General features: G+C 66.1%; 12 protein-coding genes. 7 read left to right on the top strand and 5 right to left on the bottom strand.

What is annotated here, in order from left to right; translation table 11 throughout:
• Positions 1-129: 129 nt before the first annotated feature.
• Positions 130-1,113, bottom strand: a complete 984-nt coding sequence (locus ACFRAU_RS01655) for an ABC transporter substrate-binding protein (RefSeq protein ID WP_377998516.1) — start codon at positions 1,111-1,113, stop codon at positions 130-132.
• Positions 1,114-1,453: 340 nt separating this feature from the next.
• Here ACFRAU_RS01655 and ACFRAU_RS01650 point away from each other — a divergent pair, with 340 nt between their 5' ends.
• The 3 genes from ACFRAU_RS01650 to ACFRAU_RS01640 all read left to right on the top strand — a co-directional run bounded on the left by ACFRAU_RS01650 (position 1,454) and on the right by ACFRAU_RS01640 (position 9,517).
• On the top strand, positions 1,454-3,997 hold the full coding sequence (locus ACFRAU_RS01650; protein WP_377998515.1) for an alpha-L-arabinofuranosidase C-terminal domain-containing protein: 2,544 nt from the start codon (positions 1,454-1,456) through the stop codon (positions 3,995-3,997).
• A 107-nt stretch (positions 3,998-4,104) separates the two neighbouring features.
• The gene (locus tag ACFRAU_RS01645; protein WP_377998514.1) at positions 4,105-7,179 is read left to right on the top strand and encodes a beta-L-arabinofuranosidase domain-containing protein; all 3,075 of its coding nucleotides are present in this window, start codon (positions 4,105-4,107) and stop codon (positions 7,177-7,179) included.
• Between the two features lie 82 nt (positions 7,180-7,261).
• Complete coding sequence (locus ACFRAU_RS01640) at positions 7,262-9,517, top strand: immunoglobulin-like domain-containing protein (RefSeq protein ID WP_377998513.1); 2,256 nt, start codon at positions 7,262-7,264, stop codon at positions 9,515-9,517.
• A 137-nt stretch (positions 9,518-9,654) separates the two neighbouring features.
• On the opposite strand, the gene ACFRAU_RS01635 is transcribed toward ACFRAU_RS01640, so the two are convergent.
• A complete protein-coding gene (locus ACFRAU_RS01635; RefSeq protein WP_190605760.1) occupies positions 9,655-9,870 on the bottom strand; it encodes an AsnC family protein in 216 nt (71 codons plus the stop codon).
• A gap of 268 nt (positions 9,871-10,138) precedes the next feature.
• Here ACFRAU_RS01635 and ACFRAU_RS01630 point away from each other — a divergent pair, with 268 nt between their 5' ends.
• The 3 genes from ACFRAU_RS01630 (at position 10,139) to ACFRAU_RS01620 (ending at position 11,855) form a co-directional block, all read left to right on the top strand.
• On the top strand, positions 10,139-10,321 hold the full coding sequence (locus ACFRAU_RS01630; protein ID WP_377998512.1) for a hypothetical protein: 183 nt from the start codon (positions 10,139-10,141) through the stop codon (positions 10,319-10,321).
• Between the two features lie 68 nt (positions 10,322-10,389).
• A complete protein-coding gene (locus tag ACFRAU_RS01625) occupies positions 10,390-11,301 on the top strand; it encodes an arginase family protein (protein ID WP_377998511.1) in 912 nt (303 codons plus the stop codon).
• Positions 11,298-11,855: a GNAT family N-acetyltransferase gene (locus tag ACFRAU_RS01620; protein WP_377998510.1), complete on the top strand. Its 558-nt coding sequence runs from the start codon at positions 11,298-11,300 to the stop codon at positions 11,853-11,855. Before ACFRAU_RS01625 ends, ACFRAU_RS01620 begins: the two co-directional genes overlap by 4 nt.
• Here ACFRAU_RS01620 and ACFRAU_RS01615 read toward each other — a convergent pair.
• From ACFRAU_RS01615 to ACFRAU_RS01605, 3 genes are all read right to left on the bottom strand, one after another.
• Entirely contained in the window at positions 11,821-13,119 is a 1,299-nt protein-coding gene (locus tag ACFRAU_RS01615) for an MFS transporter (RefSeq protein ID WP_377998509.1), read from the bottom strand. The two genes, ACFRAU_RS01620 and ACFRAU_RS01615, sit on opposite strands and share 35 nt — an antisense overlap.
• The gene (locus tag ACFRAU_RS01610) at positions 13,116-13,577 is read right to left on the bottom strand and encodes a MarR family winged helix-turn-helix transcriptional regulator (RefSeq protein WP_377998508.1); all 462 of its coding nucleotides are present in this window, start codon (positions 13,575-13,577) and stop codon (positions 13,116-13,118) included. The genes ACFRAU_RS01615 and ACFRAU_RS01610 overlap by 4 nt, the downstream gene beginning before the upstream one ends.
• A 101-nt stretch (positions 13,578-13,678) precedes the next feature.
• Entirely contained in the window at positions 13,679-14,515 is an 837-nt protein-coding gene (locus ACFRAU_RS01605) for a helix-turn-helix transcriptional regulator (protein ID WP_377998507.1), read from the bottom strand.
• Between the two features lie 85 nt (positions 14,516-14,600).
• Between ACFRAU_RS01605 and ilvD the strand changes: the two genes are divergently transcribed.
• Positions 14,601-16,460 carry a dihydroxy-acid dehydratase gene (gene ilvD, locus ACFRAU_RS01600; protein WP_377997218.1) on the top strand — a complete coding sequence of 620 codons (1,860 nt, stop codon included), beginning with the start codon at positions 14,601-14,603 and terminating at the stop codon, positions 16,458-16,460.
• Positions 16,461-16,513 lie beyond the last annotated feature (53 nt).

Here is a 16,513-nt window from a genome sequence, read left to right as displayed (position 1 = left end):
AATAAATTCGTTTTGCGGTTAATCTCGACGCCGGGACGTTTTTGTTAAATCCTGGTTTTTTTCTGTTTTTGGGTGTGGGGGGGGGGGGGGGTCACCCGCCGCCCCACGGACGTTCAGGGGCGCCGCGGCCTAGTACGGGCGGCTGGCAAGAACCTGCTTGGCCTGCTCCTGCGTGAAGGTCGTCTCCTCGGTGACGACGCGCTCCGGCACGCTCTCGCCGGCAATAACCTTCTTCGCCAGATCCATGAGCTGGTCACCGAGCATGGGGCTGCACTCAACGATGTAGTTGATCTTGCCGTTGCTCAGCGCGGTCATGCCGTCCTTGACGGCGTCGATCGTAACGATCTTGATGTCCTTGCCCGGAACCTTGCCGGCGGCTTCGATCGCCTCGATGGCGCCGAGGCCCTCGTCGTCGTTGTGCGCGAAGACGACGTCGATGTCGGCGTTGTTCTTGAGGAAGGCCTCCATGACCTGCTTGCCGCCGCTGCGGGTGAAGTCGCCGCTCTGCGAGGCGATGATCTTCAGGTGCGGGTCAGCCTTGATGGCCTCGGCGAACCCTTCCTTGCGGTCGTTGGCAGGTGCGGAACCGGTGGTGCCCTGGATTTCGACGATGTTCACGGTGTCCGTTGCGGACTTGGAATCCTTGACCAGCCAGTCCCCGGCCTTCTTGCCTTCCTCGACGAAGTCGGAGCCGAGGAACGTCTTGTAGAGCGTCTTGTCCGAGGAATCCACGGCCCGGTCCGTCAGGATGACCGGAATCTTGGCGTTCTTGGCTTCCTTCAGCACCGTGTCCCAGCCGGACTCCACCACGGGAGAGAAAGCGATGACGCTGACCTTCTGCTGGATGTAGGAGCGGATGGCCTTGATCTGGTTCTCCTGCTTCTGCTGGGCGTCGGAGAACTTCAGGTCAACCCCGGCCTTCTTGGCAGAGTCCTGGACCGACTTGGTGTTGGCGGTCCGCCAACCGCTCTCGGCACCCACCTGGGCGAAGCCCATGGTGATCTTGCCATCGCTGGAGCCGCCGGCAGCACTGCCGGCGCCAGCCGTTCCGCCGCAGGCAGTGAGGGTCAGCATCGATGCGGCGGCCACCGCAATAAGGGATTTCTTAAACACAACATCCTCCCGGAAGCGTTAGTTACATGCAGGCGGGAGACTTCGAAACACCGCCATTGCTGCAAGTGAGCTGATGCGCTCTGCGACTCATTGTGAACGCTAACAATTGGGCCGTCAAGTAGCCCGGGTCACAATCTCGCGCTGGCCATCCATAACCTGTCGATTTTTGAGAAGGCCCTTTACAAGAGCGAAAAGATGTCGAATACTCGACTCCGGTCGGCACTTTGTTAGCGTTCACAACAAGCGGTTTGCAACGCAGCAGATCAACACGGACTGATCAACCCAGTCTGTTCAAACCGGTCGCCGGCGAACCGTTCAATGGAGAAAGGCCATCCCTTCCATGCCATCAAAACCCTCAAGTCCCGCCAAACGGACCTGCACCCTGGTGCTCACCGGGTCCCTGGCGGCCGCGCTGCTGACGCTGGCCCCCGCCCTGGGCGCCAATGCCGAGTCCGGCAGCAACCGGACCATCAGCATCAACGCCGCAGGGTCAGGTCCATCGATTGACCCGACGATGTACGGAGCCTTCTACGAGGACATCAACCAGGGCGCCGACGGCGGGATCTACGCCGAGCTCGTCCAGAACCGGTCGTTTGAGTTCAACTCTGCCGACAACCGCACCTACACTCCGATGACCGGCTGGGAAACCCTGAAGCGGGGCAGCGACGGAACGGTCGCCGTCGTCAATGACAGCAACCGGCTCAACGAAAACAACCGGAACTACCTGCAGATCGACGCCACGGCGGCCGGCGCGGGAACCGGCGCCGGCGTGGGCGTGCGCAACAGCGGCTGGAACGCCGGGCAGAAGCTCGAGGCGAAGAAAAAGTACAACTACTCCGTGTGGGCGCGCACCTCAAACCCGTCCGGTTCCACCCTCGCCGTGACGCTGGAGACGCCCGAAGGCGCCCGGCTGGACATCGCCACCATCAAGGTCAAGGGTGACCGCTGGGCCAAGTACGAGGTGACCCTGTCACCCAAGTCCTCCACCGGCGCCGGCCGGCTCACCACCCTTGTCCAGGGCACCGGCACGGTCCGCCTCGACATGGTGTCGCTGTTTCCCCAGGACACCTGGAACGGCAGGGAAAACGGCCTCCGCAAGGACCTCGCCGAGAAGATCGATGACCTGCACCCCGGCTTCCTCCGCTTCCCCGGCGGCTGCATCGTCAACACCGGAAGCTACGACACCTACTCGACCCCCAACTACACGCGAGCCCGGACCTACCAGTGGAAAGACACCATCGGCCCGGTGGAGCAGCGCCCGGCCAACCGGAATTTCTGGGGCTACAACCAGACCTACGGCCTGGGCTACATGGAGTACTTTCAGTGGGCCGAGGACATGGGAGCCGCCCCCGTGCCGGTTGTTCCGGTGGGTGTGACCGGCTGCGGCGACAGCAACCGTGCCCCGGACCAGGCCACCCTTGACCGCTACATCCAGGACACGCTGGACCTCATCGAGTTTGCCAACGGCGACGCCAGCACCCAATGGGGCGCCAAGCGCATCGCCTACGGCCACCCGGCGCCCTACCACCTGGACCGCATCTCGCTGGGCAACGAGGAGTACAAGCCGGAGTTCAAGCAGTACTTCACGCAGTTCTACAACGCGGTACGCAAGGCCCACCCGGAGATCAAGATCATCGGCAACACCGGGCCGTTCAGCCAGGGCCCGGAATTCGACGAACTCGCCAATTTCAACGCCCAGACCGGCGTGGACCTCGTCGACGAGCATTACTACAACACGCCGTCGTGGTTCCTGAACAACAACCACCGCTACGACTCCTACGACCGCAACAGCTACAAGGTGTTCCTCGGCGAATACGCGTCTCAGGGGAACAAGCCGGACAACGCCCTGGCGGAAGCCTCCTACATGACCGGCCTGGAACGGAACGCCGACGTGGTCAAGATGGCGTCCTACGCGCCGCTGATCGCCAACGAGGCCAACACGCAGTGGAGCCCGGACATGATGTTCTTCAACGGCACGTCCGTCCGGACCACCCCCAACTACGAGGTCCAGAAGCTGTTCATGAACAATGTGGGCACCCAGGTGGTGCCCAGCACGCAGGACAACCCGGCCTCCACCGTGGTGCCGATTTCGGGCAAGATCGGCCTGTCCACCTGGGCCACCTCCGCACGGTACGACGACGTCAAGGTGACCGGCAAGGACGGTGCCACCCTGTTCAGCGACGACTTCTCCGGAACGGCGGCTGCCTGGACCGGCAACGGGACAGGTTCCTGGTCCATCAAGGACGGCGGCTACGTGCAGTCCAGCACCACCGCGCAGAACACGATGGTGACCGCGGGCAGCGCCGACTGGAGTAACTACACGCTCAGCACCAAGGCCACCAAGCTGGCCGGCTCGGAAGGCTTCCTCGTCTCCTTCGGAGTCAAGGACACCGGAAACTACTTCTGGTGGAACCTGGGTGGCTGGAACAACTCAAAGTCCGTCGTCGAGAAGGCCGTCAACGGCGGCAAGACGAACGTCATCGAAAAGAACACCGTGATCCAGACCGGCCATGAATACGACATCCGGATCGAGGTCTCCGGACGCACGGCCAAGCTTTACCTGGACAACGTCCTGTGGGGCACGGTGGATGACACCCAGGCCGACCCCGTCTACTCCGTGGTCACGAAGGACGCCACGTCCGGCGACACCATCGTGAAGGTGGTCAACACCTCCGCCGACAAGGCGCCCGTGGACATCAAGGTGGCAGGCGGGGCCAACATCAGCGGCTCGGCTGCGGTGACCACCCTCACCCAGACCGCCGACGGGCAGAACCTGGCCCCGGCCGCGAGCACCTTCAGCGGCGCGGGATCCGACTTCACGTATGAGTTCGAACCGAAGTCGGTGACATTCATCCGGCTGGCGGACGCGGGCTCCCGCAAGTAGGCAACACCCCAAAGCCCTTGGCTTTGACCGGGAGGGGCCCGGCTGGATAGCGCAGCCGGGCCTTTCCCCTACGCGCCCCTTATGCGGACCATTCCTGAGGAGATCCAATGACGCATCACGTTTCCAGACGCAACATCCTTCGGCTGGGGGCGGCCACCGCCATCCTGCCCTGGCTGCCATCGCTCGCCGCGGGGGCGGCGAACGCGGAGGCCCCGGCCGCCGGTGCAGCGCTCGCCGCCGCCGCGCTCCACCCCTTCAAACTGTCCGATGTCAGCCTGGGGCCGGGCGTGTTCGCCCGGAAACGCGAGCTGATCCTGAACTTCGCCCGCGGCTACGACGAGCGGCGCTACCTCAATGTGTTCCGTGCCAATGCCGGACTGCAGCCGGTGGCCGGGGTGGTCCCGCTTCCCGCCGGCGGCTGGGAAGGGCTCGACGGCGAAGCCAACGGCAACCTGCGCGGGCACTTCACCGGGCACCACATGTCCATGCTTGCCCAGGCCTACGCGGGCACGGGGGAGGAGGTCTTCGGCACCAAGCTGCGGAACCTGGTGAATTCCCTGCACGAATGCCGCGAGGCGCTCGGCCGGGAACCCGTCATCCAGGCCACCGGCGGCCGCCTGTCCGGCACCGCCGTCGACCTCGCCCGCGGTGCGTATATCTACGGTCAGCTGCCCGCCGGCTCGGTGGACGGGCTGACGGCCATGACCTTCGCCGCATGGGTACGCCCGGCGGCAGCGGCGAACTGGGCACGGATCTTCGACTTCGGCAACGACACCAGGACGTACGCGTTCCTCGCCCAGCGCGACGGCGGCGGCCTGCCCAGGTTCGCCATCACCCGGAACTTTGCCGGCGGTGAGCAGACCATCGTGGGCGCCGCCCCGCTGCCGGTCAACGAGTGGAGCCACGTTGCGGTCACCCTGGACGGCCGGACCGGAACGCTGTACGTCAACGGAAAACAGGCCGGCCAGAACACTGCCCTGACCCTGACCCCGGCCCTGCTGGGAAGCATCGCCAACGTGTGGCTGGGCCGGTCGCAGTACAACGATCCCACCTTTGCCGGCGCCTACCAGGACGTCAACATCTGGCAGTCCGCGCTCACCGCGGCGCAGGTCGCGGAGCTGGCGGCAGCCCGCGCGTCGGACACCTCGGCCGGGAACGGCGACGTCGTCTCCCTCGCCTGCGGCGAGAGCAGCGGTTCCGTGCTGGCGGACGCTTCCGGCAAGGGCCGCAACGCCACCCTCCGGCGCACCTGGGGACTGCCCAGCCACCCCGGCTTCCTTGCGGCCTACCCGGAAACCCAGTTCATCGAGCTGGAGAGCAGGACCACGCCCGACTACCTCCGCGTCTGGGCTCCCTACTACACCGCCCACAAGATCCTGAAGGGTCTCCTCGACGCCTACACAGCAACCGCGGAACCGAAGGCCCTCGACCTGGCGGCCGGGCTCTGCGACTGGATGCACTCACGGCTGAGCAAACTCACCCCCGCGGTCCGGCAGCGCATGTGGGGGATCTTCTCGAGCGGCGAATACGGCGGCATCGTGGAGGCCATCCTGGAGACCCACGGCCACACGGGCAAGCCTGAGCACCTGGCGCTGGCCAAGTACTTCGACCTCGATTCCCTCATCGATGCGTGCGCCCAGAACAAAGACATCCTCGCTGGCCTGCACGCCAACCAGCACATCCCGATCTTCACCGGACTGGTGCTGATGTACAACGCCACCGGCGAGGAGCGGTACCTCACCGCCGCCCGCAACTTCTGGAGCATGGTGGTGCCCGCGCGCATGTTCAGCATCGGCGGAACCAGCCAGGGCGAATTCTGGAAGGAGCGGGACCGGATCTCCGCATTCCTGAACGCGACCGACGCCGAATCCTGCTGCGCGTACAACATGCTCAAGTTGTCGCGCGAGCTGTTCTTCAAGGACCAGAACCCCGCGTACATGGACTACTACGAACGGGCGCTTTTCAACCAGGTCCTCGGGTCCAAGCAGGACCAGGAGAGTGCGGAGCTGCCGCTGGCTACCTACTTCATCGGCCTGCAGCCCGGCGCCGTCCGCGACTTCACGCCGAAGCAGGGCACCACCTGCTGCGAGGGTACCGGCCTTGAGTCGGCCACGAAGTACCAGGATTCCGTCTACTTCACCGCCGGGGACGGCAGCGCCCTCTACGTCAACCTCTACATTCCGTCCACCCTCCGCTGGGCCGCGAAGAACGTCACCGTCACCCAGAAGACCTCCTTCCCTCTCGAGCAACGGACCTCGCTGCAGGTTTCGGGCTCCGGGCAGTTCGAGCTGCGGTTGCGGGTGCCGGCGTGGGCCACGGCCGGCTTCATCGTCAAGGTCAACGGTGCCCCCTTCGATGCGCCCGCCACGCCGGGCACCTACCTCAGCATCGCCAGGACGTGGACGAACGGGGACACCGTGGAGGTGGACATGCCCTTCACCCTCCGCGCGGAGCCGGCCCGGGACGATCCATCGGTGCAGACCCTCATGTACGGACCGGTGCACCTCGTGGCGCGCGACGGCCGCACCGCCCTTCTCCCGTTCAGCCTGTACGGGTCGGCCAAGCTCAATGGCGATCTCGCCCCGGCCGTCGGGCAGGTGCCTGGCAAGCCCCTGCACTTCACCCTCGCCGGCGTCGAACTGGCGCCGTTCCTCGAGGGAACCGAGGATGCCTTCCACTCCTACTTCCGGCGCGCCGAGCCATCAGTGGTGTTAGGCGGCGTGGACTCCGGGGTGGCAAACCCGGTGCGGGCCAACAAGACCACGTTGCTCGACGACGTCTGGCAGCCGGCACCGTTTGCCAACAAGCCGGAGCTTCTCCGGCGTGTCACCCAGGTGACGGACGCATGGGTTGCCGAAGGGGCGCTCAGCCGCGCGAACGCGGACCGCATTTACGGCGCGGCCCAGCGGGCGGCGTTCGGCAGCCCTGAAGGCGAAATCGACGACCTGCAGCTGATGGCGGACGCGGCGCTCGCAGCCGGCAGGATCACGGCCGAAACGGGCGACGTGCTCGGCGCCCGGCTGAAATCGGCCAGCAAGGCCCTCGCCCAGAAGACCACGGCCAAAGCGGTGCACTACCTCGGGCAGTACACCGATGGTGCCACCCGGGATATTGCCGACCAGTCGCTGCGGGACCTGCTGGTTAGCGGCGCGCAGGCGCTGGTGGCCAGGCTGAACGCCTGAGCCGGCCGGTCCGGCGTCGTCCGCTCCTATTGTTTCCAATTCCCAGCAGCGGCCTCCGGGCCGCCCGAACGAAAGTGTCTCAATGCTCCCAACACACTCACGGGCCCGCACGGGCCCGGCCATGACGGTGGCGGCCGCGCTGGCCGCTTCCGCCGCCCTGGCACTCGGCGGGCTGGTCGCCGCAGCGCCGGCCCACTCCGCCGTCGACGACGGACTGGTCCTCAAATACAACCTGACGGAAGCCGCCGGGACGGTGGCGGAGGACAGCTCCGGCAACGGCCGCAATGGCGTGATCAGCGGTGACGCCACCCCGCTGGGCGGCGAAGGCCTGCAGCTCGGCGGCACGAACGCCCACGTCCGGCTTCCTAACGACGTCATGCGCGGACTCGACTCCATCACCGTATCCACCGACGTGAAGATCGCCGCGGACCAGGGCGCCCCCTACTTCATCTGGGGGATGGGCAACACCACCAGCGGCACCGGCAACGGCTACCTCTTCACCACAGGCAACTCGTACCGGACCTCGATTGCCAGCGGCAACTGGGCCACCGAGCAGACCACCAGCGCCAACCGGGACCTGGCCCGCGGAGCGTGGAAAACCATCACCTACACCTTGAGCGGCGGCACCGCCGTCCTCTACGAGGACGGCACCGAGGTTGCCCGGAAGACCGGCGTCACCATCACGCCGGGCAGCATTGGCGGAGGAACGACGACGGCGAACTACCTTGGGCGGTCCGTCTACGCCGGCGACAAGTACCTCAAAGGCCAGGTCCGCGACTTCCGCGTCTACAACCGGGCCCTCTCGGCCGACGAGGTGCGCGAGCTCGGGTACGTGTCCCCGGAACAGCGGGTTGCCCTCGACCTGCAGGACCTGTCGCTGGGGGACACCTCCGCCGTAACAGCGGGCCTGAAGCTGCCCACTGCCGGGCCGAACGGCTCGGCCTACACCTGGTCCTCGTCGGACCCGGCCACCGTCTCAGCCCAGGGCGCGGTCACCCGCCCGGCTAACGGAACCGGAGACGCCACCGTGACGCTCTCGGCCACGGCAACATCGGGTGATGCATCGGCGTCGAAATCTTTCACCGTTACGGTGCCGGAAGACATCAGCGACGACCAGAAGGTCACTGAAGCTTCCGCAGCACTGAACGTGTGGGACGCCGATGCGATCCGCGGGAACATCACCCTGCCCACGGCGGGACTGCACGGAACCGCCGTGGAATGGAAGTCGAACGATGCCGCCGTCATCACTGCAACCGGCGAGGTCACCCGGCCCGCCTACGGGAGCAAGGCGGCCGTGCTCAACCTGCAGGCAACCGTCGCCCTGGGCAAGGCGAAGGCCAAGAAGAAGTTCCGCGTCACGGTGCTGCCGCTTCCCAAGGCCGAGGCCAAGGAGGGCTACGCGTTCGCGTACTTCACCGGCAACGATCTCGCCGGCGAGAACATCTACATGGCAGCCAGCCGCGGCAACGACGCGCTCAAGTGGGACGAGCTGAACGGCGGGAACCCCGTCCTCAAATCCGGCCTCGGCACCAAGGGCCTGCGCGATCCGTTCATCATCCGCTCCCCGGAAGGCGACAAGTTCTACATGATCGCCACCGACCTTTCCATCGGCAGCGGCACCAGCTGGGACTCCTCCCAGCGCCAGGGCAGCCAGTACATCGAGGTGTGGGAATCGACCGACCTGGTCACCTGGTCCGGGCAGCGGCACGTGAATGTCTCCCCGGACACGGCGGGCAACACGTGGGCGCCGGAAGCGCACTACGACGCGAAGATCGGCGCCTACGTCGTGTACTGGGCCTCCAAGATCTACGCGGAGAACGACCCCAACCACACCGGCGGAACCTACAACAAGATGATGTACTCCACCACCCGGGACTTCCGGACCTTCACCGAGGCCAAGGTGTGGAATGATCCGGGCAACTCGGTCATCGACTCCACCGTCATCAAGGAGGGCGACACCTACTACCGGTTCACCAAGGACGAGGGGCAGGTCTCGGGCTGCCTGGACATCATGCAGGAAAAATCGAGCGACCTGCTCGCCATCGACCTGCCCGCCACGAACCCGCGCAACTGGACACTGATGGGCAACTGCATCGGCAAGAAGGCAGGAACGGGCGGCGTGGAAGGGCCCACCATCTTCAAGTCGAACACCGAGGAGAAGTACTACCTGTTCGTCGACGAATTCGGCGGGCGCGGCTACATTCCGCTGGAAAGCACCAGCCTCGAAAACCCCGACTGGAAGCTGTCCACCAACTACGAGCTGCCCCGCGCACCGCGCCACGGCACGGTCCTGCCCGTCACCAAGACGGAGCTGGAGCGCCTGCACAGCCAGCTCTGACGCAGCCCGACTGTTGGAGTTTTTGTCCACGTAATGGCCTCTGAATGGCCTCCAACCCGCGGCATCTGGACAAAAACTTCTCCGCAGCGAGGGGGCCCCGCCTGAACTTCAATCAGTTCATGCGGGGCTCTTTGGCTTTACCTCTTGCCGTACTTCTTGTGGACGGCCTGCTTGCTGACGCCGAGCGCGTGCGCAATCGCCTCCCAGGACAAACCCGCCAGGCGGGCCCGCCGGACCAGGGCCGCCTCTGCCCGCCCGATCTCCCGGTGCAACTCGGCAACTGCCTGCAGGCCATTCACCGGATTGTCGCCGTCCATGGATCCCACTAAAGTCTTCAACCGGTCCACCTCCATTCCGTCAACGTTAGTTGACGAATCGCTTGGCGTCAACGAAGGTTGACGCCCCGGCTAACGCTAGCGACTCGCCGATTCGTCAACCGGTTGACCGATCAGGAATAATAGGTGGGGATCGAGTGTCCGGCGGAGCCGGGCACGGCCGCGAGGCGGCGCAGCAGACCGGCTGAAGGGCCGGCGTCGGACGCCTTACGCCTGGCCATTTCGGACTACCCCTGACATCAAATTTTTTTGACATCGCTCTGGAGAAAATATGCAAAGCGCCGGCATGATGGCCCTCTTCCTATCCCGCTCTGAAAGCCTGGCCACAAGCGCCCTGCCCGGAGCCCCGACCATCGTTGAGGAAGCGGCGCCCCGGCCTGCCGCCTGGACCACGTTCAGGGGCCGGACTGCCAGTTTCCTGCACCGCCTGGCGTGGGCTGTCGAGCCCAAGGTGACCGGCGGCCGCTGACCCCTTAGGGTCCGGATGTCACAGCGGGCCGCATCAAAGAACCCGGCCGTCGGCGATACACTCCAGCCATGACCCCTGCGAGTCCAACCCCCGGTACGCACCTTCGGCTTGTTTGGCCCGAGTGGCAAGGGGCGGGGACTTCCAGCGTCCGGGCGCTGGCGCCGGAGTTCCCCTTCGATGTTGCCCGCCGCGGCTATGCGGTGGGGACCAAGATCCTGCAGGCGGTGTTGCCCGAGCATGAAGGCCCGACGGCGGTGGTCCCGGTTGGGCTGGACGATGCCGGGCTCGAGGAGCGGGACGGTGTCGAGGCCAAGACTGCCGTCCTGGAACAGCTCGGTGCTGCCCTGGCACTCATCCGCGAGTACGACCCGGAGCGCATCACCACGCTGGGCGGCGACTGCGGCGTCAGCATGGCGCCCTTCTCGGCGCTGATCGACAAATACGGCGAGGACATCGCCATCCTGTGGATTGACTCCCACCCTGACATGGGAACGGCGGACAGCCTGTATCCGGGATACCACGCGATGGTGGTTTCTGCGCTGACTGGTCACGGCGACCGCGAGATTCTTGACCGGCTGCCGGCGACGATTTCCCCTGACCGGGTGGCGCTCGTCGGAATGCATGACTGGACCGACGACTCCCTGCCCGCGCTCGCGGACGAATGGGGGCTCACCGTGTTCCCGCCGGCCCAGCTGCGGACGGACAGCGCAGCCCTGGTCGAGTGGCTGCGCGGCACCGGGGCTTCGCGGGTCGCCATCCACTTTGATGTCGACACGATCGACGCGAACGAGATCCAGCTTGGCCTCGGTGCCGATCTGGGCGGCCTGACCAGCGCGCAGGCGCGCCGCGTCGTCGCCGACATCGCCGGTGAGGCGGACGTCGTCGCCCTCACCATCGCTGAGTTCATTCCCCGGCAAGTCATCCATCTGCAGCAGATTCTGGCCGGTTTCCCCCTCCTCGGGCAGGGGGTTTCTCCATGATCCGGAAGGCCGTCGCCGGAGACGCTGCCGCCCTGGCTGTTTTGGCGGCGGTCACGTTCCCGCTTGCCTGCCCGCCCGGGGCCTCGCCTGAGGACATCAGGCTCCACCTCAAACGGACGCTCAGTGAGGAAAAATTCGCGGAGTACCTCGCGGACAGCAAAATCGCCATCCTGGTGCTGGAGCAGGACGGCCGGCTTGACGGGTACACACTGCTCGTCGACCGGCAGTCAACGGACGCCGATGTGCTTCGCGCCCTCGGAGCACATCGGTCCGTTGGGCAGGACGCGAAGCGCTCGGTTGAGCTGAGCAAGTGCTATGTGCACCCGGACCACCACGGACGGGGCGCGGCCTTCACGCTCATGCGGGCCTCCCTGGACTGGGCCGCGGACCAGGGCGCGGCAAGCGTCTGGCTGGGCGTCAATAGCCAGAACGCCAAGGCGATCCGCTTTTACGAGAAGTCGGGATTCGCCAAGGTCGGGACGAAGTCCTTCGCCCTGGGCGCCTCGGTGGAGAGCGACTTTATCCTGGAGTACGCCCTCCCGGCGCAGGGCTGACTCGCGCGGCCGGCCCGGGGGTCTCGCGCTTCCTCGGGAAGGAGGCGGACAGTTGCTGCCGCCAGGTCAGCGGGTTCTTCCGGACCACCACGGCCACTGCGAGCAATCCGGCCAGCAGCACGACGGCGCCGCCCGCGGCCACCGACCAGCGGGCGCCGAAGGTGCTGCCCAGCCAGCCCATGAGCGGTGCCCCCAACGCGGTTCCGCCCTGCAGGGTTGCCAGGTAGAGGGCCAGCACCCGGCCCCTGAACTGTGGCTCCACAGAGAGCTGGATGCTCGTGTTGCAGCTGTTCAGGAAGGTCAGGGAGGCCAGTCCCACCGGGACCAGCACCGCGGCGTACAGCCAGAACGACGGCGAGACGCTGGCGATCAGTGTGAAGAAGCCCAGCCCCAGCGCCCCGCCGAGCAGGAAACGCAGCCGGGGGCCGGATCGGCGGGCAGCAAGCAGTGCTCCGGCCAGAGTCCCCACAGCCATGATGGAGCCCAGGAGCCCGAATTCGCCCGGCCCCATTCCGAACTCCGCTGTGGACATCAGTGCGTTGGTGATGGGGAAGTTCATGCCGAAGGCCCCCAGTATGCCCACGAGGACGAGGATCAGCACCAGGTCAGGACGCCGACGCACGTAGCGCAGACCTTCAACAACCTGGTGTTTGCCGCGGATTGCCAGGGTGGGGGGCCCGGATGCGCGGATCCGGGCAAGCGAGATGAGGACGGCGGCGAAACTGGCCGCGTTAAGAAGGAAGACGGGCCCGGTTCCCGCCCAGGCGATGAGGACGCCTGCGATCGCCGGACCTGTGAGCCTGGCGGTGTTGAAGGACGCGGAGTTCAGGGACACCGCATTGGCAATGTCGTCCTGTCCCACGAGTTCGGAGACGAAGGCCTGGCGCGCAGGCCCGTCAATCGCGCTGGTCAGGCCGAGGAACAAGGCGGCTGCGTAGACCTGCCACAGCTGCGCCGAACCGGTGACCACCAGGAGGCCAACCGTCAGCCCGCACAGGCCCATGGCCGACTGCGTCCACAGCAGGATCGCACGTTTGGAGTGCCGGTCTGCGAGGACGCCCGCGTACGGGCCAAGCAGGAGCATGGGAAGGAACTGCAGGGCCGTGGTGATGCCGACGGCGGTCCCGGAATGGTCCGTGAGGACGGTCAGCACCAGCCAGTCCTGTGCCACCCGCTGCATCCAGGTGCCGATATTGGACACCAGGGCGCCCCCTGCCCAGAGCCTGTAGTTGGGGTTCCGCAGTGCCCGGAAGGTGGCACTCATCGGGCGATCATCTCCTGCATGATGTGTGCGGCGCGGCTCAGGGTGAGCCGGTCCTCCGGGCTCAGGTTGGCCACGCGCTGGGCTAGCCAGGCCGTCCGCTGGCTGCGCGCTTCTTCCAGCGCAGCCTCCCCGGCAGGGGTGATACTGACCTGGACCTGGCGGCCGTCCGCCGGGTGGGCTGCCCGGGACACAAATCCATGCTCTGCGAGGGCGTTCACGATCCGGGTCATCGACGGCGCCTGCACGTGCTCCCGGTCGGCGAGTTCCCGCGGAGTGTGCGGTCCGCGGCTGTCTAGCTGGGCAAGAACCGAGTACTGGCCCGGAGTGATCACATCGCCGGTGGCCTCTACCCGGAGCCGGCGGGAGGTCTTCATGACCGCGGTCCGAAGGTCGATGGCCAGGGTGTCCGGGCCGATGGGCTCGGTATCTTCCGCGTCTGCTGCTTGGGTCGGTGGCATCTGGCGCCTCCTAAAGGTGGTGATTAGCGTCGCTAATTAGCATTGCTAACTATTGTTCCGCGAAATTGGCGGCGCGGCAAACGGGGTAGTGGATGCGGCGACTACCCTGTGGCGGACATGAGGCGCTGCATCTGGTCGGTGGCCTCGCTGCCGGGGGCCGGCGTGTAGACCACGAGGTGGAGATCGGGCCGGTCCGACGGCGAGAGCTGATGGTGCTCCAGCTGGAGTACTCCCACCGCCGGGTGGTGGAACAGCCGCTCGCGGGATTCGAAGCCGAGGATGTCGTACCGGTCCCAGCCGGCCCGGAATTCCGGGCTGGCTTCCTGGAGCCGTTCGACCTGGTACCTGATGTCCGGATCGCCGAGGCGCTGCCCGGTTTCGGCGCGGAACTCCGCCAGGAACCGCTTGCTCGTGACCTCCCAGTCGGGAAGCAGGTTCCGGACGTACGGGTCCGTGAAAACCAGCCACAGGAGATTGCGGTCCGGCGCGGGAACCGTGGCGATGTTGGGGTAGAGCGCCGCGTAAGCCGTGTTCCAGCCTGCCACGCCCCAGTCGGGGAAGAGCGCGAACGCCGGATTTGGATCCAACGCATCCAACAGGCGCTGAACGTGGGCCGGCGCCGTGGCAGCCGCGGGGCTGGCCGGAAGCGATGATGAGTAGCCGCCCAGCGACAGGACATACGCAAGGCCTGTGTCCGAAAGATGCAGGGCGCGGCAGATGGACTCCAGGACCTGCCGGGACGGGCTGATGTCCCTGCCTTGCTCAAGCCACGTGTACCAGGTGACGCTCACGCCAGAGAGGAAGGCGATCTCTTCGCGGCGAAGACCGCGTTCGCGCCTGCGGGCTATGGGCGGCAGGCCGTATTCGGCCCGGACCGCCTGGTCCCTCCGGGCCCTGAGGAAGAGGCCGAGTTCCTTGCGTCGTTCCGAACCTTGCACCGGTAAATACTATTACTCTGGTACTCCTACTACTAGTATCAGGACCGTCTTCCACTTGCCGGAAGGACCACGCAGGATGGTAACCATGCCTGCACTACGCTCTAAAACAGTCACCCACGGCCGCAACATGGCCGGAGCCCGCGCACTGCTGCGCGCCTCCGGCGTCGCCAACTCGGACATCGGCAAGCCCATCATCGCCGTCGCGAACAGCTTCACCGAATTCGTGCCCGGCCACACCCACCTCGCCCCTGTGGGCCGGATCGTCTCCGACGCGATCCTCGCCGCCGGCGCCGTGCCGCGCGAGTTCAACACCATCGCCGTGGATGACGGCATCGCCATGGGCCACTCCGGCATGCTCTACTCGCTGCCTTCCCGCGACCTGATCGCCGACTCCGTGGAGTACATGGTCAACGCCCACTGTGCCGACGCCCTGGTCTGCATCTCCAACTGCGACAAGATCACCCCCGGCATGCTCATGGCCGCGCTGCGCCTCAACATCCCGGTGGTGTTCGTCTCCGGCGGTCCCATGGAGGCCGGCCGCGTGACCCTGACCGACGGTTCCGTGCGCTCCCTGGACCTGGTGAACGCGATTGCCGACGCAGTGGACGAGTCCATCTCCGACGAGGACATCAACCTCATTGAAGAGAACGCCTGCCCCACCTGCGGTTCCTGCTCGGGTATGTTCACCGCCAACTCCATGAACTGCCTGGCCGAGGCCATCGGACTGGCCCTGCCGGGCAACGGCTCCGTGCTCGCGACCCACACCGCCCGCAAGGCGCTGTACGAGAAGGCCGGCGCCACCGTCGTCGATCTCGTGAAGCGCTATTACGACGGCGACGACGACTCCGTGCTGCCGCGCTCTATCGCCACCGCTGAGGCCTTTGACAACGCCATGGCCCTGGACATCTCCATGGGCGGCTCCACCAACACGATCCTGCACCTGCTGGCCGCGGCCCAGGAGGCAGGCGTGGAGTACGGCCTGGCCGAGATGGACGCCAAGTCCCGCCAGGTGCCCTGCCTGGCCAAGGTGGCCCCGAACGTCGCCAAGGACAAGACCTATTACATGGAGGACGTGCACCGCGCCGGCGGCATCCCCGCCCTGCTGGGTGAGCTGAACCGTGGCGGCCTCCTGCACAAAAACGTCCACTCCGTGCACTCCGCCGATCTGGACGGCTGGCTGGATGACTGGGACATCCGGGGCGGCAAGGCCACCGAGGAAGCGAAGGCGCTGTGGCATGCGGCTCCCGGTGGCGTCCGTTCCTCCACCGCGTTCTCGCAGTCGAACCAGTGGACCTCCCTGGACACCGACGCGGAGGGTGGCTGCATCCGCTCCGTGGAGCACGCCTACTCCAAGGACGGCGGACTGGCCGTACTTCGCGGCAACGTGGCCATCGATGGCGCCGTGGTGAAGACCGCCGGGGTGGACGAATCCATCTGGACCTTCTCAGGCCCGGCCGTCGTGTGCGAGTCCCAGGACGAAGCCGTGGAGAAGATCCTGAACAAGGGCGTCAAGGAAGGCGACGTAGTGGTCATCCGCTACGAAGGTCCGCGCGGCGGGCCGGGCATGCAGGAAATGCTCTACCCGACGTCGTTCCTCAAGGGCCGCGGCCTCGGCAAGAAGTGCGCCCTCATCACGGACGGCCGCTTCTCCGGCGGCACCTCCGGCCTGTCGATCGGGCACATCTCCCCGGAGGCTGCCTCCGGCGGCACTATCGCCCTGGTGGAGGACGGCGACATCATCAGCATCAACATCAGTCAGCGCTCCCTCCAACTGGAGGTCTCCGACGAGGTCCTCGCCGAACGCCGTGAGAAACTGCTGGTCAATGGCGGGTTCAAGCCCAAGGACCGGGAACGCCACGTCTCGGCGGCCCTGCGCGCCTACGCAGCCATGGCTCTGTCGGCGGACAAGGGTGCCGTCCGGGACGTTTCCCTCTTGGAAAACTAACCGGCAAAGATTGCTGAGAGGCCAGGCCCCGTTCGCTCAAGCGGACGGAGCCT

The sequence above is a fragment of the Arthrobacter sp. NPDC056691 genome, from assembly GCF_042791415.1.
Lineage (GTDB): Bacteria > Actinomycetota > Actinomycetes > Actinomycetales > Micrococcaceae > Arthrobacter.
Note: the sequence above shows the minus strand (reverse complement) of the source record. Positions and strands in the feature narration are given on the sequence as shown.

Coding starts and splice junctions, on each gene's coding strand:
- ilvD (WP_377997218.1), top strand. CDS start 14,601: ATGCCTGCACTACGCTCTAAAACAGTCACCCACGGCCGCAACATGGCC.
- ACFRAU_RS01640 (WP_377998513.1), top strand. CDS start 7,262: ATGCTCCCAACACACTCACGGGCCCGCACGGGCCCGGCCATGACGGTG.
- ACFRAU_RS01620 (WP_377998510.1), top strand. CDS start 11,298: ATGATCCGGAAGGCCGTCGCCGGAGACGCTGCCGCCCTGGCTGTTTTG.
- ACFRAU_RS01645 (WP_377998514.1), top strand. CDS start 4,105: ATGACGCATCACGTTTCCAGACGCAACATCCTTCGGCTGGGGGCGGCC.
- ACFRAU_RS01635 (WP_190605760.1), bottom strand. CDS start 9,870: ATGGAGGTGGACCGGTTGAAGACTTTAGTGGGATCCATGGACGGCGAC.
- ACFRAU_RS01625 (WP_377998511.1), top strand. CDS start 10,390: ATGACCCCTGCGAGTCCAACCCCCGGTACGCACCTTCGGCTTGTTTGG.
- ACFRAU_RS01630 (WP_377998512.1), top strand. CDS start 10,139: ATGATGGCCCTCTTCCTATCCCGCTCTGAAAGCCTGGCCACAAGCGCC.
- ACFRAU_RS01610 (WP_377998508.1), bottom strand. CDS start 13,577: ATGCCACCGACCCAAGCAGCAGACGCGGAAGATACCGAGCCCATCGGC.
- ACFRAU_RS01615 (WP_377998509.1), bottom strand. CDS start 13,119: ATGAGTGCCACCTTCCGGGCACTGCGGAACCCCAACTACAGGCTCTGG.
- ACFRAU_RS01650 (WP_377998515.1), top strand. CDS start 1,454: ATGCCATCAAAACCCTCAAGTCCCGCCAAACGGACCTGCACCCTGGTG.